The following is a 20,681-nucleotide window of genomic DNA, read 5'->3' as shown; positions in this document are numbered from 1 at the left end:
CAGAGCCAACGAGGCGGGCGATACCTGGGGAGGTGTCGCCCGCTTTTGCGTGCCTTCTGCCTGCTGCCCGCGCCCGTTTGCTGTGGGCCCCCGTTTCGATGCCTCGCTGCAGATTAGACGCTAGGAGTCATCTAGCCGGCAGGAAGCCATCGAAATGGACTTTTCCACATAGGACGGTGCACGCCTTTCCCGGGCTTGCGGGCGTGGCGAAGCTTGGCTCATGACTAATTCCGCTCCCAGGGAGCTTCCATCCGGCATGGACTTGTGGCGGACGAGCCAGCTCAATGAGGCAGGCTTCAATGCCCGGGCCACCTCTGCCCTGGTGCGAAGGGGCGTACTGGTGAGGCTCCGCCGGGGGTGCTACATCCGTGAACGCACCTGGGCGGCGCAAAACCACGGGTTCGAAGCCGGCAACTGATCGCCGCGCACGCCCACGGGACACTCACGACGTCGAGTGGTGGCTTAGTCTACAGCCATACATCCGCTGCCCGCCTCCATCGCCTGTTCCTGTGGGGTGTTGATGACCGTGCACACATCACGCAGAAGAAGACGCCGGCGCCGAATTCGCATGGCCGCGATGTGGTGGCCCATTCCAGAGTGCTTGGGGAGGGCGAGGTGGTCCTCGTGGACGGGCTGCCGTGTACTTCGCTGGAGCGGACAGTGGTGGACTGTTGCCTGATGTTGGACTACCGGCAGAGCCTTGTCTTGATGGACCATGCCCTCCGAATTGGTGCGGATGCGACGAAGCTAGCGTAATGATGCGCAGCTCTGTCGGGCAGAAACGGAGTGCTTTCGCTGCGACGCGCTGTGAAGAATGCCGATGCCCGCTCCGAGTCTCCGGGCGAGACTCTAAGTCGGGAACTTCTCGTGCGACTCCGCATTGAGCCACCAGAACTTCAGGTGGAAGTTCGAACAACCGAAGGAAAGCATCGCTTGGACTTCGCGTGGCGCGACAAGAAGTTGGCCATGGAGTTCGACGGCAGGGTGAAGTACTTCGACTACGCGCCAACGGAAGAGGTCATTTTTCGGGAACGGCAGCGCGAAAAGGCGCTAATGGAGGAAGGGTGGACGTTCATTCGCATCAAGTGGCGGGACCTGTTCCAGGAGCAGGAGTTTAAGATTCGCGTGCTGCGGGCCCTTCGCGCAGCCGGATAGATGACTCCCTGCGCATTAGACGACTCCTACCGTCTGGTGCGCAGCGAAGCATCGAAATGGTGGAATGTGATCTGCGTAACAATCAGCGGGGCGCTGAGGGCTTCACGTAAGCTGGGCTGACGGCCACCCTTTTGGGTCTTCAAGGTCGTTGCAGCCCTGACTGACGGGTTGCGCTTGCTCGCTCGATGGCGCCGGACACATGGCCCGCACGCGTCGCACCGCAGCATGTCGAGTAAAAATTGATGCTCGTCATCGAGCTCTGCCAGGACGTTCACCCTGGCTAAAATCCCTGCCTTGGCAGGAGACAAAACGAGCCGGGCGTGGGGATCCGGCGCCGCAGCAGCCTAATGTGTGGCTGCTTCCCCAAAGGAACATGTCATGAAACTCAAGGTCTCAATGCTTGGGGCGGTGATTGCGTTGGCCCTCGCCGGGTGCACGACGCCGACGCCGACACCGACGACAACCATCACGGCACCTACGTCGTCGCCTCCTGCGACCACGGCAACCCCGACTCCAACGTCCGCAAGCCCGACGCCGACGCCGACGGCCACGTCCGCAAGCCCGACGCCGACGCCGACGCCGAGCGTGACCACCGCAACCCCCACTGCAACCCCGACTCCAACGTCCGCAAGCCCGACGCCGACGCCGACGGCCATGTCCGCAAGCCCGACGCCGACGCCGACGCCGAGTGCGACGACGGCTGGCCCGACCCCGACGGCCACCCCAACGCCCACCCCGTCCCCAACGCCGACGGCAACCCCAACGCCCACCCCGTCCCCGACGGCCACGGCAACCCCAACGGCAACCCCAACCCCCACCACCCCGGGCACCGGTAGTCTCGCCAACCTGGCGCGGATTCCCTGGGATGGCGGCCCTGCGTACTGGGCAAAGTTCCCCGGCGCAGCGAAGCTCAACAACCCCAACCTGTTCCCCATCAGCGTCTATTACGGCAAACCTGAGCACGCCACCCAATTGAAGGACATCGGCGTGAACGTTTATCAGAACGCCGAACATGACGGCTCCACGATGGCGTCCATTACGAACACGGGAATGCTGGTCATCGCGGGAACGGAATGGTCCCGGACTGAAGTGGGCAGCAACCCGAATGTGGTGGGCTGGGACACCTATGACGAGTGCGACATGCTGGGGCTCGGCTGCAACGGTTCAACGTATGAACAGAACCTTCAGCAGATGAAGGACAAAGTGGCCCAGATCCGTGGCTTCAATGATGGCAGGTTTGCGTTCGCCAACTACTCCAAGGGCATCCTCGGCACTTATTGGGCGCCAGGTCTGATGGACGACTTCATGGCCGCGGTTGATGCGGCCTCCGTTGACAATTACATGTACGCGCGGGCGGATCTACAGGATGAATTGAACCGGACGCCGGCATGGCCAGAGGGTGCGAACACTGCTACCTCGGCGGCCTACGGCTGGCAGATTGACCAGATGCGGAAGTTCCAGTCGGCACCGGGTATCCATCCGAACTGGATTTTCGTTGAGTCGGCACGCCCGTTCCTGAATGCCTCCAATGACCGCACCATCACACCGGAGCAGATGGAGGGCGCTATGTGGTCAGGCATCATCCATGAGGCACGCGGGATCAGTATCTTCCAGCACAACAACAATGGCCAGGCGGGCTTCGGGACGTATTCACTGGTTCAGGCGCCGGCTGACCGGAAGGCAAAGATCAAGACCGCACTTGCCGGTATCCAGTCCCTGGCACCTGTACTCAACACGCAGAGTTATGTGTGGGACGCAGGCGCCGCGGGCACGGACACGATGCTCAAGGCGAAGGATGGAAGTGCCTACCTCTTCGCAGGCATCGGCGTGAACGGCGGTACAGGTTCCAAGACGTTCACCCTCCCGGCAGGGATAACCGGTACGCAGGTGGAGGTTGTAGGCGAGAACCGCACCATCTCTGTCCAGAACGGAAAGTTCACAGACTCGTTCGCCAACGAGTACACGCATCACATCTACAAGATCACGATCTGATACAACTGGCGGTCGGCAGCGAGATCGCCGGAATAGTGCGAAATCGCCGGAACGTTCCCTGCGAAGTGGCAGCGTTCCGGCGATTTCGCGCAAGGGGGAACCGAAACCTACCCCGCAACCAACTTCCGTGCCGCCGCCGAGTGCTCAGCAATCAGCCCGGCGACGTCCAGCCCCGGAATCGCGCCGTCAACAACCCTCCAAACACCGCCCACCATCACCCGGTCAGCACGGTCCGCCCCACAGAGCAGCAACGCAGCGACGGGGTCGTGGCTGCCCGAGAACCGCAAGGAGTCTGGCTTGAACAAGGCCAAATCGGCCTGCATCCCTGGAGCCAGCTGCCCAAGATCGGAGCGACCCAAAACCGCAGCCGATCCACGGGTGGCCCAGCCGAGCGCGCGTTCCACGGGAACGGAGGCGCCGTAACGAAGCCGCTGCAAATACAGTGCCTGCCGGGCTTCGAGGATCATGTTGGAGGCATCGTTCGACGCCGATCCGTCCACTCCCAGCCCTACGGGAACACCAGCAGCCTCGAGTTCAAGGACCCTCGCGGTTCCGGAGGCCAGGCGCATGTTGGAGGTGGGGCAATGCGCAACGGCGGTGCCCGCGGCTCCCAGCCTGGCGATCTCCTCGTCGTTGAAGTGGATGCCGTGCCCCAGCCAGGTCCGGTTGCCCAACCAACCCACGGACTCCAAATAATCAACGGTCCGCAGTCCAAACATGGACCGGCAGAAGTCTTCTTCATCGATGGTTTCGGCGAGGTGTGTGTGCAGCCGGACATCGAACCGTTCGGCCATGGCGGCGCTCTCGGCCATGATCTCCTTGGTCACCGAGAAGGGCGAGCAGGGGGCCAGCGCTATCTGCACAACGGCGCCGTCTCCGGTCTCGTGGTACTGACGAATCAGCCGTTCGCTGTCCGCAAGGATCGCCTCAGGTGACTGGACCGTGGTCCTGGGCGGCAGCCCGCCGTCGTCCTCTCCCAAGGTCATGGAGCCGCGGGTCAACGTGGCCCGCATCCCCATGGATCGCACGGCTGCAACCTCAATGTCGATTGCGTCTTCCATGCCGTCGGGGAAGAGGTAGTGGTGGTCGGCGGCGGTAGTGCAGCCGGAAAGCAGCAGCTCAGCCAGCGCAACCTGCACGGCAAGCTCAAGGCTCCGGGGCGTCAATCGCGCCCACACCGGGTAGAGATTCTGGAGCCACGGGAACAGGGGAGCGTTGGCCACGGGCCCCCACGCACGGGTGAGGGTTTGGTAGAAGTGGTGGTGCGTGTTGATGAGGCCGGGGAGAACCACGTGGGAAGAGGCGTCAAAAACGGCGGCGGGAGTAGAAGGCTGCCCGCCCGACGGCACCAGCTCTACGATTTTCCCGTCGGAAACCACCAGGCCGCCACCGGCGTCGAGGTCGTTTGCGGTGAAAATTCCCAGCGGATTCTTGATCCAAAGACGGGTCATAACAGGTTCCTTGTCTGGTCGGCGTGTACGCGTTCCAGCTCAGTTAGGCCCTGTCTGCTGATCCAGGTTGCCGGACCGTCAGAACGCGGCCCAGTCCGAAAAGCGTAGAATGCTCGACGGCGGCAGTCAACGCCCGCGGGGTGCCTGCGGTCACATTCGGGCGCCAGCCCCTGCACCACCCCACTCACTCATTAATTTCGCATGACGAAATTAAGTTTTCAAAAAACTATGGCGCGGCTCACAAAGCTGGTGTTACGCTCTAACTGCCAAAGGCGGGCACCCGGACCTCGGGAAGCTATCTACCAGGCGCAACTTAACCTTCATCGCACATGCTGAAGCCTGGTAACCAAGCTAACTGGAGCTCATCTCTGTAGCGCCCCCAAACAGGTCACCTGGCTTCCTCAGCACTAAGGAAGTCGCAACATGAGTACAACCGTCACGGCCGAGCAATTCCTGGCCACATCCATTGAGCTGGCAACAGCCAATGTCCTCAACAGTGGGGGCCCGTTCGGCGCCGTCATTGTCACCGCGGACGGACGAGCCTTCGAAGGCGTCAACCGCGTCACCGCCACGAACGATCCCACCGCCCACGCAGAAGTCACGGCCATCCGTAACGCCTGCCGCGAACTGGGGACCTTCGATCTCAGTGGAGCAACCCTCTACACCAGCTGCGAGCCATGCCCCATGTGCCTGGCTTCCGCACTCTGGGCACGCGTTGACCGCGTGTTCTTTGCCGCAGACCGTCACGATGCCGCATCCGTCGGCTTCGACGACGCTGTCTTCTACGAGTACTTCGAGAACGACAACCGGGACGCGCTGATGCCGGTAGCCAAGCTGGAACTGGGCGACCCCCAGGCTCCGGCGGCCCTCCAGCCGTTCACCACATGGAACACGCTTGATTCCAGGATTGACTACTAGGGCCCGGTGGCTGACATGACAATCCTGGATAATTCCGCTGAGAAGCAGACAGCAGCTGAGAAGCAGGCTGCGCTCTTTCCCCAGGGAGACAGCGCAGAGCCCACAGCAGCAAAGCACACGGCAACCGGCTTGGCAGGTGGCAACAAGAAGCCCCCGGTGTCGAACTCCTTCCTGGACAAGTTCTTCCAGATCTCCAAGCGTGGATCCACGCTGGCCCGCGAATTCCGCGGCGGCCTGGTCACGTTCTTCACCATGGCGTACATCGTCATCCTGAACCCGCTGATCCTTGGCGGCTTCTCGGCCGAAAACGCTCCCACCGACGTCGCCGGCGGCTGGCTCTCAGCTGCACAGGTCGGCGCTGTTACGGGCCTGACGGCCGGCGTCATGACCATTATTTTCGGTCTCGTCGCCAACCTGCCCTTCGGCCTCGCGGCCGGCTTGGGCATTAACTCCTTCCTCGCCGTTGCGGTGATCCAGGAAGTCACGTGGCCCGAAGCCATGGGCTTGGTGGTCATCAACGGCATCCTGATTGTCATCTTCGGTGCCACCGGCGCCCGGACGGCGATCTTCAAGGCAGTCCCCAAGGAGCTCAAGGCCGCCATCACCGTTGGCATCGGCTTGTTCATCGCCTTCATCGGCTTTGTCGACTCCGGCTTTGTCCGCGCCACCACGGGCGGGCCACCGGTCCAGCTCGGCGATAACGGCTCCATCACCTCCATCCCCACCCTCGTCTTCATCATCGGACTGCTGACCATGGGCATCCTCGTGGCACGCAAAATCCAAGGCGGCCTGCTGATCGGCATCGTCGCCACCACTGTCCTCGCCGCTGTTGCCGAGGCCGTGTTCCGCATCGGTCCAGGCAGCGCCGACAACCCCGGAGGCTGGCACCTGAACGTACCCATCCTGTCCAGCCAGTTGGTGTCCGTCCCGGACCTCAGCCTGGTGGGTCAGTTCGATCTCTTCGGCTCCTTCGCCAGGATCGGCGGATTGGCTGCGACCATGTTGGTCTTCACCCTGGTGTTCACCAACTTCTTCGACGCTATGGGCACCATGACAGGCCTGGCCAAGAGCGCAGGCGTGGCACACAAGGATGGCACGTTCCCCAAGCTGAAGTCGGCCTTCATTGTTGAAGGCATGGGTGCAGTGGTGGGTGGCGCAACCTCCGGTTCATCCAACACCGTGTACATCGACTCCGCTGCCGGCATCGGCGAAGGTGCCCGTACCGGCTTGGCCTCCGTGGTCACCGGCCTGTTGTTCCTGGGGTCGATGTTCTTCACGCCGCTCACCTCGGTGGTGCCGCTGGAAGTTGCGGCAGCAGCCCTGGTGGTGGTGGGTGCAATGATGATGGCGCAGATCCGCGAGATCAAGTTCACCAAGTTCTCGATCGCCCTCCCTGCGTTCCTGACCATCGTGACCATGCCGCTGACATACTCGATCGCCAACGGCATCGGCGTCGGGTTCATCTCCTTCGCCGTGATCAGCGCAGCGTCGGGCAAGGCCAAGAAAGTCCACCCGCTCATGTGGGTGGTCACGGCAGGCTTCATCATCTACTTCGCCCGCGGCCCCATCAACGCCCTGATGGGCGTCTGACCCGGAGCCGCACCCCGCGCCGGCGGTCATTCCGGCACTCTGATCGGCGGTCCGTCGGTACCCACCGCACGAATAGGCGTCCGCCGTCGTTGTCCCCTTAATACAGGCACGACGGCGGGCGGCGGCTGGGCGGCCGACGCTCCGTCAAGGAACGGGGGCAGGGAGATGAAGCCCTTGCCCCCGTTCCCATGAACTCTGACTGACTGAACTCTTACTGACTTAGCCGCGACTTCCCCTCAACAACCTCTGGAAATGAGAATATGAGGCAAGATCGCGCACTGCTCCGGCCGGGCCACCCGGTCGGGACACCTGGAAAAAGGACGTGTTGCCATGCTGGATCTGATGCCTTCACTGGGCAGCTGGCGGCCTGCGGTCTCCGGCCAGCGCTGTGCTGTGGCCACGATCGTGGGGACCGGCGGCTCCGTGCCGCGGCCCATGGGGACCTCCATGATGGTCTCCGAACAAGGCGAAATCCTGGGCAGCCTGTCCGGAGGCTGCGTGGAAGGTGCCGTGGTGGAAGCGGCACTGGAAGCAATGCGCGACGGCGGCCCCCGCCTTGAGTCGTTCGGCTACAGTTCCGAGGACGCCTTCGCTGCAGGGCTCACCTGTGGAGGAGAACTGGAAGTCCACATCCAGCCGCTCGGGGCAGGCTCTCCGGAACTTTCCGTCTTCACTGAACTTTCGGCTTTCACTGGACTGTCGTCCTTCCAAGGCCAGTCGACCATGGCACACCCTGTCGAAGCACACCCTGCCGAAGCCCCGCCTGCCGTTGCTCCTCCTGCCGTTGCACTGATCCGCAGGCTGGACGCGGTAGGTGGTGTCGTCGTCGTGCATGATCCTGTGAGGTTCCGCGCGATGGAATCTGAGGAATTGGCCAAACTGGTGGGCGACCATCCCTCCACACTCTTCGCGGCCGCCGCTCAGGTAGAGCCGCTGCTCCAAGGCGGACGTGCGGGTTTGGTCCGGCTCGCCCCGCCGGAGGGCTGCATCGATGGCTGGGTCACCACGGACAGGTGGGCAGCTGAGCACCAGGAAGAGGAAACCCAGCCCGAGCCCATCACGTTGTTCGTCGAAAGCCGCTTGCCGGCCGCGCGGATGCTGATCTTTGGTGCCAACGACTTTGGCGCAGCATTGCTCCCGGCCGGACAACTGCTCGGGTATAACGTCACCCTCTGCGACGCCCGGCCTGCCTTCGCCCGGCAAAGCCGCTTCGCGGGGGCAGACCAGGTTGTCACAGACTGGCCGCACCGCTATTTGGAAGCCGAAGCAGCAGCCCGCCGCATCGACAACCGGACCGTGGTGTGCGTCCTGACCCACGACCCCAAGTTTGATATTCCCTTGCTGGAAACTGCGCTCCGGTTCAACCTGGCGTACGTCGGGGCGATGGGATCCCGCAGAAGTCATCGGCAACGGGTCGACGCCTTGCTCGAGGCAGGCACGCCTCCGGAGTCCTTGGAAAGGCTGCATTCGCCCATCGGACTGAACCTTGGCGCCGTGACCCCCGCGGAAGTAGCGGTATCCATCACGGCGGAAATCGTGGCGGAACGCGGGGCGGCCGCCGCGGAGCGTGGGGCCGGCACGACCGGCTTCCCCTCCCTCAAGGACAGCACCGGCCCGATCCACCCGGCTCCGATCCACCCAGCACCTCAACATCTCACTCAGGAGGACCCATGGACATGAACACCATCGAGGCCGTGGTTCCCACCACGGACCCGGCACAATGGCGCGACGGCGATGCCTGGCTCGCCGGTGGAACGGTCCTTTTCTCCTACGGAAGCACCGTGCTGAAGCGTCTCCTCGACCTCGGCCAAGCGGAATGGCCGGCCATCACAGTTACGGATGCAGGGATCGAACTCGCCGCCACCTGCACCGTTGCGGAGCTGTACGCCTTGCCGCAAACCGCCGAAACTGCCAGCCGTGAATGGCCTGGCTTGGCCCTGATCCGCCCGTGCTGCGACTCGTTCGTGGCCTCGTTCAAGATCTGGAACATGTCCACGGTGGGCGGCAACATTTGCACCGGTCTCCCGGCGGGGCCCATGACGTCCTTGTGCGCCGGTCTGGACGGCGTTGCCACCATCCTCGGCCCGGACGGCGGCAGCCGGAAGGTTCCTGTGTCCGACGTCGTAACGGGCGATATGCAGACTGCCCTTGAGCCGGGGGAGCTGCTGCGCAGCATCCATCTCCCCGCCAGTGCCCTCTCCGCGAGGGTTGCTTTCCGGCGTTTGTCCCTCAGTAACCTCGGGCGCTCAGGGGTGCTGCTGATCGGACGGCTCGACCCCGACGGCGGCCTGGTCATCACCGTGACTGCCTCGACCAAAAGGCCGGTGCAACTGAGGTTCCCCGCCGGGCAGGTTCCCGACGCCGGGACGCTGGCTGACGCCGTCGGCGATTCCATTCCCTGGCCGCTGTACCACGACGACATCCACGGGCTCCCCGCCTGGCGCCGCGACATGACGTTCAAGCTGGCCGAAGAAATCCGCGCCGAGCTGCTGGGCGAGTCCATGACCGTGTCCGGCGATTTCTGGCCGCCACACAGCACCTCGCCCCAGCCGTCGACGCAGCCCGCACTATCCACCACCCAGCAGAAGGAGGCCCCGAATGGCAATTGAGATCAACGGAACTGCCTCGCAGGCCACACCCCGCCCCGGCCAGTGCCTCCGCACGTTCCTCCGCGAAGAGGGCAACTTTGGCGTCAAGAAGGGCTGCGACGGCGGCGACTGCGGGGCCTGCACCGTCCACGTTGACGGCGCACCCGTGCACAGCTGCATCTACCCGGCTGTCCGTGCCGAGGGCAAATCGGTCACCACCATCGAGGGCTTGTCCACCGCAGAAGGCCTCCACCCTGTTCAGGAGCAGTTCCTCGAAGCCCAGGGGTTCCAGTGTGGCTTCTGCACCGCCGGCATGATGATGACGGCCGCAACGTTCGACGACGAGCAACGCGCCAACCTGCCCCGCAACCTCAAGGGAAACCTGTGCCGCTGCACTGGATATCGCTCCATCGCGGACGCTGTATGTGGTCACGGCGGCGACCACCAGCACGACGCCGGAGCTGACGTTTCGGGGGCACAGTCAGTCGCGGGGACGCAGCCGGGTTCGGGGGCGCAGCCAGCGGCTGTTCCCGCCACGCCCGGCCAGCTCGGCGACAACGTTCCCGCACCCGCCGGCCCGGCCATCGTCACTGGAACTGCCCGCTACTCCCTTGATGTCCCGGCCGAGCAACTTCCGGGCCTGCTGCACATGAAGCTCCTGCGTTCGCCGCACCCGCATGCCCGGATTGTGTCCATTGATAAAGCCCCGGCGCTGGCGGTTCCCGGCGTCGTAGCGGTGTTCACGCATGAGGATGCTCCGCAGCTGCTGTTCTCCACGGCCCAACACGAGAATTACACCGACGACCCCGATGACACCCGTGTGTTGGACAACGTGGTGCGGTTCATCGGGCAGCGCGTTGCCGCGGTAGTGGCCGAGTCCGTGGGAGCAGCTGAGGCCGGCGCCAGGGCGTTGGACGTGCAGTACGAACTTCTCGAGTCGGTGTTTACGCCGCAAGAGGCCATCCTCCCCGGAGCCCCGGCGATTCACGGAGAAAAGGACGGGGTCTTCTCCCGCATTTCCCGCCCGCTCCAGAATGTGGTGGCAGAGGTTCATGCCGAACTCGGGAGTGTTGCTGATGGGTTCGCTGCTGCGGACTTCATCCACGAGCACACGTACCAAACCCAACGGGTGCAGCACGTGGCCATGGAAACGCATGCTTCCATTGCCTGGTTGGATGAGGAGGGTCGCTTGATGATCCGTTCCTCCACACAGGTTCCCTTCTTGGTAAAGCGGACACTGAGCCGCGTGTTCAATCTGGCGCCGGAGACCATCCGCGTGGTGGCCGGCCGGGTTGGCGGCGGATTCGGTGGCAAGCAGGAAGTCCTCACCGAGGACCTGGTGGCTCTTGCGGCGCTGGCACTCCGCAGGCCCGTGCAGTTGGAGTTCACCCGCACGGAGCAGTTCACGGCAACCACCACCCGGCACCCCTTCACCATCCACCTCAAGGCGGGCGCCAGCCGCGATGGTTCCCTCACTGCGCTTCAACTGAACGTCCTCACCAACACCGGTGCCTACGGAAACCACGCTCCCGGTGTGATGTTCCATGGGTGCGGAGAGTCTTTGGCCGTCTATAAGTGCGTGAACAAGAAAGTGGATGCGCACGCGGTGTACACGAACACCGTCCCCGCGGGTGCGTTCAGGGGGTATGGGCTGAGCCAGATGATCTTTGCGATCGAGTCGGCCATTGATGAGCTGGCTGTCGGCATCGGCATGGATCCGCTCGAATTCCGGCTCAAGAACATGGTCCGCCCCGGCGATCACATGCTCTCCACAACACCCGAGCCCGAGGAAGATGTCCACTACGGAAGCTACGGCCTCGATCAGTGCGTGGCGTTGGTCCGGGACGCCTTGGACCGCGGCAAGGAGCGCTACCGGGCCGCTGGCCTGGATGACCTCGGACCGGACTGGGTGGTGGGGGAGGGCTCGGCCCTGTCCATGATCGACACCGTTCCGCCGCGCGGCCACTTCGCCCACACCCGGGTGAGCCTGGAAGCGAACGGAAGGTTCGCCGTCGACGTCGGTACTGCCGAATTCGGGAACGGCACCACTACGGTCCATGCGCAGCTGGCTGCCACGGCCCTTGCCACCACAGCGTCAAAGGTGGCGGTCCGCCAGTCAGACACCGATCTCCTGGAGCACGACACCGGCGCGTTTGGATCGGCCGGTACCGTGGTGGCCGGGAAAGCGACACTCGGTGCCGCGCTGGAACTGGCCACCCGGATCCAGACGGTGGCCGCTTCGCTGACCGGAGCGGCCCTGACGGACTGCCGCCTGGTGGATGGCGCCGTCGAATGCGGTGATCGCACGGTGACACTGACGGAAATCGTCGACGCCGCCCGGCTGCAGGGCGTTCGACTCGCCACCGACGGCAACTGGGGTGGGACGCCGCGATCGGTGGCCTTCAACGTCCATGGCTTCAGGGTTGCTGTTAATACGGGAACCGGCGAGCTGAGGATCCTGCAAAGTGTTCAGGCCGCCGACGCCGGTGTTGTGGTGAATCCGCGGCAATGCCGTGGGCAGATCGAGGGCGGCATTGCGCAGGCGCTCGGCGCGGTGCTCTACGAGGAAGTGAAAGTGGACGACGCCGGACGGGTCACCACGGACATTCTGCGGCAGTACCACATTCCGTCGTTCGCGGACGTGCCCCGGAGCGAGGTGTACTTCGCCACCACCAACGACTCCACCGGCCCGCTGGGTGCAAAGTCGATGAGCGAGAGCCCGTTCAATCCCGTGGCTCCAGCCCTGGCCAACGCGATCCGCAACGCGACGGGGATCCGCTTCGGCGAGCTGCCCATCGCGCGGGACAAGATCTACCTGGCCCTCCGCGACCGCACCACTGCGCCCGTGTAGCCCAACTGAGTAACAGCAAACGTCGGTATGAGCCCTCAGTGCGACGTTTGCTGTTACTCACTTGGGTGAGACGGCGAGCTCCATGAACACACTGTTCGGGTCCAAGGTGTAGTCCCCGAATGGCGGGCACTCGGCGAAGCCGTGCCGGGCATACAAGCGGCGGGCCGGAGCAAAGTAGTCCTCAGTTCCCGTTTCAAGGCTCAGGCGCTCGAACCCGCGCCCACGGGCATCGGCCACGATGTGCTCCAGCATCAAGGTGGCCACTCCGCGTCCCCGCGCAGTGGCCGTGGTGCGCATGGACTTGATCTCGGCCTGCCCGGCGGAGAGCGTCTTCAAGGCACCGCATCCCAACAAGACCCCGTCCTCGCGGGCAGTCCAGAACGTGATGGACTCGTGCGACAACGCCGAGTGGTCCAACGCATGCACACTTTCCGCGGGGGAGGTGGCGAACATATCGGCCAGGTGCTCGCTGAGGAGCTGGTGGACATCGGGGCGTGCGGGATCGTCAAGGTCGATGCGGATCATGCGTCCAAAGTTACCGGGGCCAGTGACCCGGTCACCAATGCTTACAGCTCCAGCAGGTGCAGCTGATCCTTCGTGTCCAGGTCCTCGCCGGAGCAAACGTCGCTGCAGTCCACCAGGTCCACCAGGCCCGGATGCGCCTTCAGGAACGATCGCGCACCAGTGTCACCATGAGCCGCCGAAGCGGCTTCGGCGCGGAGTCCGACGTCGAAAATCACCGGGTGCCTGCGCTTCAGGTGACCCGACTCATCAGGGTACGCGGCTGCGGTGACCCGGCCGGGACGGTGGCTGCCCAGCAGCCTGCTCACCGCCGTCGGGGTTAGCCCGGGCTGGTCCACCAGCGCCACCATGATGCTGTTGCCAGGGGTGGCTGCGTCGATTCCGGCGCGGAAAGAGCCCGCCATGCCTTTGCCCCACTGCTCGTTCTCCACCACCACGTAGGGGCCCAGATCCGTGACGCTTCTGACGCGGTCGGCTTCGGCGCCGAGCACCACCACAACCTCGCGGCAGCCGCCGTCGAACAGGGTGTTGGCCAGAACCTCCACCAACGTCCGGCCGCGGAATGGGAGCAGCGCCTTGGGGCCGCGGCCCAAGCGGGTGCCGGCCCCTGCAGCGAGGAGCACGCCCGTGGTGGGGGCCATGCCGGAGTCAGTCATATCCTCACGATACGCGCGGGGGTGCATGCGGTCTCTAGCTCCTTGGATGCTTTCGAAGAGATCTACCGATATCGGTTGTAAATTACCCATCAGTAGGGCTTTTGGCCGTCTGAAATGGCCGATATCGTCTATGGGGGAGTTATGAAGTCAGCTCGAAGACGCAACGACGCGTGAAAGATCAGGGGAAAATGGCTGGCACTTTCGAAATTCTGAAAGCAGGATCCAACTCATTCCGGTTCAGGCTCACCGCCGAGGACGGCACCGTTGTGGCAGTGTCGCCACAATTTCCGAACCTGAAGGCCGTGGCGGCATCAACGCCGTCCGCGAAAATGCGGCAACCGGCTTTGTGGTGGACCGGAGGAACCTGGGGACCTAGGTCCGGTCCAAAGAAACGGCCAAACAAAAAGTTGGCGGCAGTGTTCCTGAGGAACACGGCCGCCAACGTTGTTTGTGCGGGTTGTTAGGCGTCGCCGCCTGCTCCGCCGGTGGTGCCGGCGTTCACGTCCAGCAGTTTGTAGCGGTCAATAGCGTACGACGGCGCGCCCTCCTCGACTTCGCCCCTCGCCGCCAGCAACTGGAGGGTTTTGGCGACGATGGAGTGGGTGTCGTTTTTGAAGTAGCGGCGTGCGGCTTGGCGGGTGTCGGAGAAGCCGAAGCCGTCTGCTCCGAGGGAGGCGAAGTCGTTGGGGATGAATTGGCGGATTTGGTCGGGGACGGCTTTCATGTAGTCGGTTACGGCGATGACGGGTCCGGTGTGGCCTGCGAGTTGTTCGGTGATGAACGGGGTGCGGGCGGGTTGGCCGGGGTTGAGGAAGGCGTGTTCTTCGGCGGCGAGTCCGTCGCGTCGGAGTTCGTTCCAGGAGGTCACGGAGTAGATCTCGGCGGCGACGTTCCAGTCTTCGGCGAGGATCCGTTGGGCTTCGAGGGCCCAGGGCACGGACACGCCGGAGGCGAGGATGGCCGCGGTGGGCCGGTTCGCTGTGTTGGTGCCGTCCGCGGTGGGTGCTTCGGCGAGGTGGTAGATGCCTTTGAGGAGTCCGTTGACGTCGAGGTTCTCTGGTTCCGCGGGTTGGGTGATGGGTTCGTTGTAGACGGTGAGGTAGTACATCACGTTTTTATCGGATGCAGTTCCGGTGCCTTGCGCGTCAGCGTCGGGGCCGTACATTTCTTCGAGGCCGTGGCGGATGATGTGGCCGATTTCGTAGCCGTAGGCGGGGTCGTAGGTTTTCACGGCGGGGTTGGTGGAGGCCAGGATGGGGGAGTGTCCGTCGGCGTGTTGGAGTCCTTCGCCGGTGAGGGTGGTCCGTCCTGCGGTGGCGCCGATGATGAAGCCGCGGGTCATTTGGTCTGCTGCGGCCCAGAAGGAGTCCCCGGTGCGTTGGAAGCCGAACATGGAGTAGAACACGTAGATCGGGACCAGGGGTTCGCCGTGGGTGGCGTAGGCGGTGCCGGCGGCGGTGAAGGCTGCGACGGCGCCGGCTTCGTTGATGCCGGGGTGGATCAGTTGTCCGGCGGGGGATTCTTTGTAGGCCAGGACGAGGTCGCGGTCCACGGAGAGGTAGTTCTGGCCTTTGGGGTTGTAGATTTTCGCGGTCGGGAAGAACGCGTCCATTCCGAAGGTGCGGGATTCGTCGGGGACGACGGGCACGAACCGGGCGCCGAAGTTCTTGTCCCGCATCAGGTCTTTCAGGAGCCGGACGAAGGCCATGGTGGTGGCGGCTTGTTGTTTCCCGGACCCGCGTTTGGCGACGTCGTAGGACTTCGCTTCGGGCAGGGTGACGTCGGTGTGTTTGCGGCGGCGTTCGGGGACGAACCCGCCGAGTTCGGCCCGGCGTTCCATGAGGTATTTGATTTCCGGGGCGTCCATGCCGGGGTGGTAGTACGGGGGCCGGTAGAGGTCCGCGTCGAGTTGGTCATCGCTGATGGGGATGCGGAGGTGGTCACGGAAGGCTTTGAGGTCTTCCATGGTCAGTTTCTTCATCTGGTGGGTCGCGTTGCGGCCTTCGAAGTGCGGGCCCAGTCCGTAGCCCTTGACCGTTTTGGCCAGGATCACGGTGGGTTTGCCCTTGAACTCGGTCGCTGCCTTGTACGCGGCGTAGACCTTGCGGTAGTCGTGGCCGCCGCGTTTGAGGCCCCAGATCTGTTCGTCGTCCAGGTCCGCGACCATGTCTTTGGTCTGCGGGGACTTGCCGAAGAAGTGTTCCCTCACGAACCCGCCGGACTCGGCTTTGTAGGTTTGGTAGTCACCATCGGGGGTTTCGTTCATGATTTTCACCAACGCCCCGTCCTGGTCTGCTTCCAGGAGGGAATCCCATTCCCGGCCCCAGACGACCTTGATGACGTTCCAGCCCGCACCGCGGAAGAACGCTTCGAGTTCCTGCATGATTTTGCCGTTGCCGCGGACCGGTCCGTCCAGGCGCTGGAGGTTGCAGTTGATCACGAAGTTCAGGTTGTCCAGGTTCTCGTTCGCGGCGAGCTGGAGCAGGCCGCGGGACTCGGGCTCGTCCATTTCCCCGTCGCCGAGGAACGCCCAGACCTGCTGGTCACTGGTGTCTTTGATGCCACGGTTCTGCAGGTACCGGTTGGACTGGGCCTGGTAGATCGCGTTCATCGGGCCGATACCCATCGACACGGTAGGGAACTCCCAGAAATCCGGCATCAGGCGCGGGTGCGGGTAGGAAGACAACGCATGGCCGGCCTTGGACTTTTCCTGACGGAACCCGTCCAAGTCCTCCTCCGTGAGGCGCCCTTCCATGAACGCGCGGGCGTACATGCCAGGGGACGCGTGGCCCTGGAAGAACACCTGGTCCCCGCCGGAGGGGTGGTCCTTGCCGCGGAAGAAGTGGTTGAACCCCACCTCGTACAGGGTCGCGGCCCCGGCGTAGGTGGAAATATGCCCGCCGACCCCGATATCGGCCCGCTGCGCACGGTGGACCATGACCGCGGCGTTCCAGCGCATGTACGCACGGTACCGGCGCTCGAACTCCTCGTTCCCCGGAAACTCTGCTTCCTGGTCCACCGGGATCGTGTTCACATAATCAGTGGTCGTCACCATCGGCACACCCACCGACCTCGCGCCGGCACGCTGCAACAAACTCCGCATAATGTACTGGGCACGCTCGGTACCCTGCTCCGCGATCAACGCATCAAGGGACTCAATCCACTCAGCGGTCTCTTCCGGATCACGATCAGGCAGCTGGGCAGTCAACCCGCTGAGGATGTGTGAGGTCTCTTCTCCTGCAGCCACGTCCAACCTCTCTTCATTGAATGTCTGGGCGCTTGCTCTGTGGGGGCGCTCAAGGAATTTCGTATTGTGAGAATAAAATTCTGCAATTCGAGATTACGTCTGCTGGTGGGCAGCGTCAATACGGATTGCGTATCCGAAACAGTCAACTGGGAAACCTTTGCCCAAGCAACCGAATGTGACCCTGCATACACCCGCAAGCCTTGACGTTACGTGACCTGAGTCATAGAGTGCTTTCACTATTCAATAACTAGATTCCGCATTGTGGAATCAGTACGAAGTGGAGATCCACGATGCAGACGACTTCATCAGTCGGCGTCACTGAGACTCCGGGAGAACCAAACGCAGGTGGCCCCAACCACCCGGTCGTGGGAAACACTGACCTCTGCGCCATTGCTTCCGAAGCATCAGGCCGTACCATCAGCCCCAGTCTTTACAACATCGACCTCGCTCCCACCAAGGCCAAGGGCCGCAAGTGGACCAGCTACAGCATCTTTACCCTCTGGGCCAACGACGTCCACAGCCTGGGTAACTATGCCTTTGCCATCGGCCTGTTCTCCCTTGGTTTGGGCGGCTGGCAGATTCTGGTGGCCCTCGGAATCGGTGCCATCCTCCTTTTCGCCCTCCTGAACTTCTCGGGGTTCATGGGCGAGAAGACGGGCGTACCCTTCCCGGTCATGAGCCGCATCAGCTTTGGCATCCGCGGAGCACAGATTGCCAGCCTGGTCCGCGGCGCCGTTGCCGTGGCGTGGTTCGGCATCCAGACCTACCTGGCTTCGGTGGTCCTTCGCGTCATGCTGGTGGCCATGGCTCCCGGCCTGAAGGACCTGGACAGCAACTCCATCCTTGGTCTCTCCACCCTGGGCTGGTTCTCCTTCGTGGCGCTCTGGATTGTGCAGTTGGTGATCGTGAGCTTCGGCATGGAAATGATCCGTAAGTACGAGGCCTTCGCCGGACCCATCATCCTGGTGACCATGGCTGCGATCGCGGTGTGGGTCTTCATTGAAGCAGGCGGAGCCATCCAGTGGAGCGGCATCAAGGGCCTGGAAGGCACCGAAATGTGGCTCACCATTTTTGCCGGTGGTGCACTGTGGGTTTCCATCTACGGAACGTTCGTCCTGAACTTTTGCGACTTCACACGTTCTTCGGCTTCCAAGAAGTCGATCGTCAAGGGCAACTTCTGGGGCATCCCCATCAACATGCTGCTCTTCGGCGCAATCGTTGTGGTGATGGCCGGCGGCCAGTACAAGATCAACGGCACTGTCATTGAGAGTCCCTCGGACATTGTGGAGAGCATCCCCAATACGCTTCTGTTGGTCCTGGCTTGCCTTGCCCTGCTGATCCTGACCATCGCGGTGAACCTGATGGCCAACTTCGTGGCTCCGGTCTACGCCCTGACCAACCTGTTCCCGCGGCACCTGAATTTCCGCAAGGCGGCGTGGGTCAGCGGCACCATTGGCCTGGTCATCCTTCCGTGGAACCTCTACAACAACCCGATTGTGATCGTGTACTTCCTGGGTGGCCTCGGTGCGCTGCTTGGCCCGCTGTTCGGCGTGGTCATGGCCGACTACTGGCTGGTCCGCCGCGGCAAGGTCAACGTCCCAGAGCTCTACACCGAGGATCCCAAAGGTGCTTACTTCTACAAGCGCGGCGTGAACCCGAAAGCGATCATTGCCATGCTTCCGGCAGCCGGCCTCGCCATTGCCATCGCCTTCATTCCCGGGCTGGCAGCAGCTGCACCGTTCGCCTGGTTCATCGGAGCCGGCGTCGCCGCCCTGACGTACTTCGCTGTCGCGGATAAGAAGCAGGTCCATGAGGACGTCTCCGGCGAGCCGATCGCCGTCGCCAGCACCCACTGACTCACCGAACATCAAGGCGTCGCCCGTCCTCCCGGATCCAGGTCACTCGGCAGGGGACGGGCGCTGCCATTGAGAGGAACCCCATGCGCATCCTTGTCGCAAACGTCAACACCACCCAGTCCATGACGGACTCCATCGCAGCCCAGGCCCGTGCCGCAGCTGCCCCCGGCACCGAGATCATCGGCATCACCCCGCGTTTCGGCGCCGACTCCTGCGAGGGAAACTTTGAGAGCTACCTCGCCGCGATCGCTGTCATGGACGCCGTGGTCAACTACCCCGAGCCTTTCGACGCCGTCATCCAGGCCGGCTATGGCGAGCACGGCCGCGAAGGCCTCCAGGAACTCCTGGATGTCCCGGTGGTCGATATCACCGAGGCCGCAGCCAGCACCGCGATGTTCCTGGGCCACAAGTATTCGGTGGTCACCACGCTGGACCGCGCGGTTCCGCTCATCGAGGACCGCCTCAAGCTCGCCGGCCTAGACGCGCGCTGCGCTTCTGTGAGGGCCAGCGGCATGGCTGTTCTGGAACTCGAGGAATACCCGGAGCGTGCTGTGGAGGCGATCGTTGGCAAAGCGGAGCAAGCGGTTCACGCCGACAAAGCCGAAGTGATCGTCCTCGGCTGTGGCGGCATGGCCGGACTCGATGAGGAGATCCGCCAGCGCACCGGCGTCCCCGTCGTGGACGGTGTGGCCGCAGCGGTCACCATTGCCGAATCCCTGGTCCGCCTTGGCCTGTCCACGTCCAAGGTCAGGACATATGCCACGCCGCGTCCGAAGACTGTCATAGGCTGGCCGATAACCTCAGCCCAGGCAACGTCACCCCAGCCGGCAGTAACCCACGCCGCACGCTGACCCTGCCACCCGCATTTCCCTGAAAGGCAACCACATGACTGACTCCAGCCCGCTCACACACCCGAGGGTCGCCGTCGTAACCGGTGCCGGTTCGGGGATCGGGCGGGCCGTCGCCAAGCTGATGCTCGCCGAGGGTTACCGCGTTGCGCTGGCCGGGCGACGTGAGGCGCAACTGCTGGAGACCGCCGGCGACCATCCGGAGGCGCTTGCGGTTCCGTGCGACGTGACAGCGCCCGACGACGTCGCGCGTCTTTTCGCAGAGGTCCGCCAGCGCTGGGGCCGGGTTGATGTGCTGTTCAACAATGCCGGGATCTTTGGGCCGGCCGGAGACGTTGGCGAGATCAGTGTGGATGACTGGACTGCGACGCTGCAGGTCAACGTGACCGGCTCCATGCTGTGTGCCGCCGAGGCCGTGCGGACCATGAAAGCCCAAGAGCCCCGGGGTGGCCGCATCATCAACAACGGCTCCATTTCGGCGCACTCGCCCAGGCCGAGGTCTGTGGCGTATACGGTCACCAAGCACGCGATGACGGGCCTGACCAAGAGCATCGAGCTCGACGGTCGGGAGTTCGGCATCACCTGCGGGCAGATCGACATCGGTAATACCAGCACCGAAATCATGGACACCATCGGCGTGGGCTCCGGCGCGCTGCAGGCCGACGGCAGCCGCAAGGTGGAGCCCATGTTCCCCGTGGACGACGCCGCCCGGGCTGTGCTGATGATGGCCAACATGCCGGCGTCGGCCAGTGTGGGTTCCCTGGTAGTGACGGCTGCCGGCATGCCGTTCGTAGGCCGCGGCTAGCGAGTTTTTGTACACATAACGCCCTCAAAACCGCCCCTTCCGGGCATTAGCTGTACAAAAAATCCGGACTGAGGGAACTGGTCTGTGGATAACTCTTTCCCGCCTCAGCCGTTGTGACTCAATGGGGCATGCGCCCGTTGTCTTCCCTCCCCCCGGCTCTTTCTGACCAAGCCTTTACTCTGGCTGCGGCTGCGGAATTTGG

14 protein-coding genes and 1 pseudogene are annotated in these 20,681 nt (G+C 63.4%); 11 read left to right on the top strand and 4 right to left on the bottom strand.

The window, feature by feature from the left end:
- Positions 1-220 precede the first annotated feature (220 nt).
- The 3 genes and pseudogenes from CGK93_RS19065 to CGK93_RS19055 all read left to right on the top strand — a co-directional run bounded on the left by CGK93_RS19065 (position 221) and on the right by CGK93_RS19055 (position 3,147).
- A pseudogene (locus CGK93_RS19065) lies at positions 221-1,155 on the top strand (type IV toxin-antitoxin system AbiEi family antitoxin domain-containing protein).
- A gap of 320 nt (positions 1,156-1,475) precedes the next feature.
- The gene (locus CGK93_RS23875) at positions 1,476-1,991 is read left to right on the top strand and encodes a hypothetical protein (RefSeq protein ID WP_198318267.1); all 516 of its coding nucleotides are present in this window, start codon (positions 1,476-1,478) and stop codon (positions 1,989-1,991) included.
- A 151-nt stretch (positions 1,992-2,142) separates the two neighbouring features.
- Positions 2,143-3,147 carry a hypothetical protein gene (locus CGK93_RS19055; RefSeq protein ID WP_232481402.1) on the top strand — a complete coding sequence of 335 codons (1,005 nt, stop codon included), beginning with the start codon at positions 2,143-2,145 and terminating at the stop codon, positions 3,145-3,147.
- 107 nt (positions 3,148-3,254) lie between these two features.
- On the opposite strand, the gene CGK93_RS19050 is transcribed toward CGK93_RS19055, so the two are convergent.
- Positions 3,255-4,598, bottom strand: a complete 1,344-nt coding sequence (locus CGK93_RS19050; RefSeq protein WP_089596166.1) for an 8-oxoguanine deaminase — start codon at positions 4,596-4,598, stop codon at positions 3,255-3,257.
- Between the two features lie 423 nt (positions 4,599-5,021).
- On the opposite strand from CGK93_RS19050, the gene CGK93_RS19045 reads away from it, so the two are divergent.
- The 5 genes from CGK93_RS19045 (at position 5,022) to CGK93_RS19025 (ending at position 12,545) form a co-directional block, all read left to right on the top strand.
- Positions 5,022-5,516, top strand: coding sequence for a nucleoside deaminase (locus CGK93_RS19045; protein WP_089596165.1), 495 nt, complete (start codon positions 5,022-5,024; stop codon positions 5,514-5,516).
- 6 nt (positions 5,517-5,522) lie between these two features.
- Positions 5,523-7,106 carry an NCS2 family permease gene (locus CGK93_RS19040; RefSeq protein WP_089596164.1) on the top strand — a complete coding sequence of 528 codons (1,584 nt, stop codon included), beginning with the start codon at positions 5,523-5,525 and terminating at the stop codon, positions 7,104-7,106.
- Positions 7,107-7,436: 330 nt separating this feature from the next.
- Entirely contained in the window at positions 7,437-8,786 is a 1,350-nt protein-coding gene (locus CGK93_RS19035; protein WP_089596163.1) for an XdhC family protein, read from the top strand.
- A complete protein-coding gene (locus tag CGK93_RS19030) occupies positions 8,777-9,715 on the top strand; it encodes an FAD binding domain-containing protein (protein ID WP_089596162.1) in 939 nt (312 codons plus the stop codon). The genes CGK93_RS19035 and CGK93_RS19030 overlap by 10 nt, the downstream gene beginning before the upstream one ends.
- Complete coding sequence (locus CGK93_RS19025; RefSeq protein ID WP_089596161.1) at positions 9,705-12,545, top strand: molybdopterin-dependent oxidoreductase; 2,841 nt, start codon at positions 9,705-9,707, stop codon at positions 12,543-12,545. The genes CGK93_RS19030 and CGK93_RS19025 overlap by 11 nt, the downstream gene beginning before the upstream one ends.
- 57 nt (positions 12,546-12,602) lie before the next feature.
- Here CGK93_RS19025 and CGK93_RS19020 read toward each other — a convergent pair whose 3' ends face one another.
- The 3 genes from CGK93_RS19020 to aceE all read right to left on the bottom strand — a co-directional run bounded on the left by CGK93_RS19020 (position 12,603) and on the right by aceE (position 16,970).
- Positions 12,603-13,070 (bottom strand): GNAT family N-acetyltransferase, encoded by a 468-nt coding sequence (locus CGK93_RS19020; protein ID WP_089596160.1) that lies wholly within the window; start codon positions 13,068-13,070, stop codon positions 12,603-12,605.
- Between the two features lie 41 nt (positions 13,071-13,111).
- Positions 13,112-13,750 (bottom strand): nicotine blue oxidoreductase, encoded by a 639-nt coding sequence (gene nboR, locus CGK93_RS19015; RefSeq protein ID WP_089596159.1) that lies wholly within the window; start codon positions 13,748-13,750, stop codon positions 13,112-13,114.
- A 433-nt stretch (positions 13,751-14,183) separates the two neighbouring features.
- On the bottom strand, positions 14,184-16,970 hold the full coding sequence (gene aceE, locus CGK93_RS19005) for a pyruvate dehydrogenase (acetyl-transferring), homodimeric type (RefSeq protein ID WP_089597600.1): 2,787 nt from the start codon (positions 16,968-16,970) through the stop codon (positions 14,184-14,186).
- 290 nt (positions 16,971-17,260) lie between these two features.
- Between aceE and CGK93_RS19000 the strand changes: the two genes are divergently transcribed.
- The 3 genes from CGK93_RS19000 (at position 17,261) to CGK93_RS18990 (ending at position 20,479) form a co-directional block, all read left to right on the top strand.
- Positions 17,261-18,826, top strand: a complete 1,566-nt coding sequence (locus CGK93_RS19000; protein ID WP_089596158.1) for an NCS1 family nucleobase:cation symporter-1 — start codon at positions 17,261-17,263, stop codon at positions 18,824-18,826.
- Positions 18,827-18,909: 83 nt separating this feature from the next.
- Positions 18,910-19,677, top strand: coding sequence for an aspartate/glutamate racemase family protein (locus CGK93_RS18995; RefSeq protein WP_089596157.1), 768 nt, complete (start codon positions 18,910-18,912; stop codon positions 19,675-19,677).
- Between the two features lie 34 nt (positions 19,678-19,711).
- Positions 19,712-20,479, top strand: coding sequence for an SDR family oxidoreductase (locus CGK93_RS18990; RefSeq protein ID WP_089596156.1), 768 nt, complete (start codon positions 19,712-19,714; stop codon positions 20,477-20,479).
- Positions 20,480-20,681: the final 202 nt, after the last annotated feature.

The sequence above is a fragment of the Arthrobacter sp. YN genome (assembly GCF_002224285.1).
GTDB lineage: Bacteria > Actinomycetota > Actinomycetes > Actinomycetales > Micrococcaceae > Arthrobacter.
The sequence above is the reverse complement of the archived record's forward strand: the minus strand, read 5'-3'. Positions and strand labels throughout refer to the sequence as shown.

Coding starts and splice junctions, on each gene's coding strand:
- CGK93_RS19020 (WP_089596160.1), bottom strand. CDS start 13,070: ATGATCCGCATCGACCTTGACGATCCCGCACGCCCCGATGTCCACCAG.
- CGK93_RS18990 (WP_089596156.1), top strand. CDS start 19,712: ATGACTGACTCCAGCCCGCTCACACACCCGAGGGTCGCCGTCGTAACC.
- CGK93_RS19000 (WP_089596158.1), top strand. CDS start 17,261: ATGCAGACGACTTCATCAGTCGGCGTCACTGAGACTCCGGGAGAACCA.
- CGK93_RS19045 (WP_089596165.1), top strand. CDS start 5,022: ATGAGTACAACCGTCACGGCCGAGCAATTCCTGGCCACATCCATTGAG.
- CGK93_RS19030 (WP_089596162.1), top strand. CDS start 8,777: ATGGACATGAACACCATCGAGGCCGTGGTTCCCACCACGGACCCGGCA.
- CGK93_RS19050 (WP_089596166.1), bottom strand. CDS start 4,598: ATGACCCGTCTTTGGATCAAGAATCCGCTGGGAATTTTCACCGCAAAC.
- CGK93_RS19035 (WP_089596163.1), top strand. CDS start 7,437: ATGCTGGATCTGATGCCTTCACTGGGCAGCTGGCGGCCTGCGGTCTCC.
- CGK93_RS19025 (WP_089596161.1), top strand. CDS start 9,705: ATGGCAATTGAGATCAACGGAACTGCCTCGCAGGCCACACCCCGCCCC.
- nboR (WP_089596159.1), bottom strand. CDS start 13,750: ATGCACCCCCGCGCGTATCGTGAGGATATGACTGACTCCGGCATGGCC.
- CGK93_RS18995 (WP_089596157.1), top strand. CDS start 18,910: ATGCGCATCCTTGTCGCAAACGTCAACACCACCCAGTCCATGACGGAC.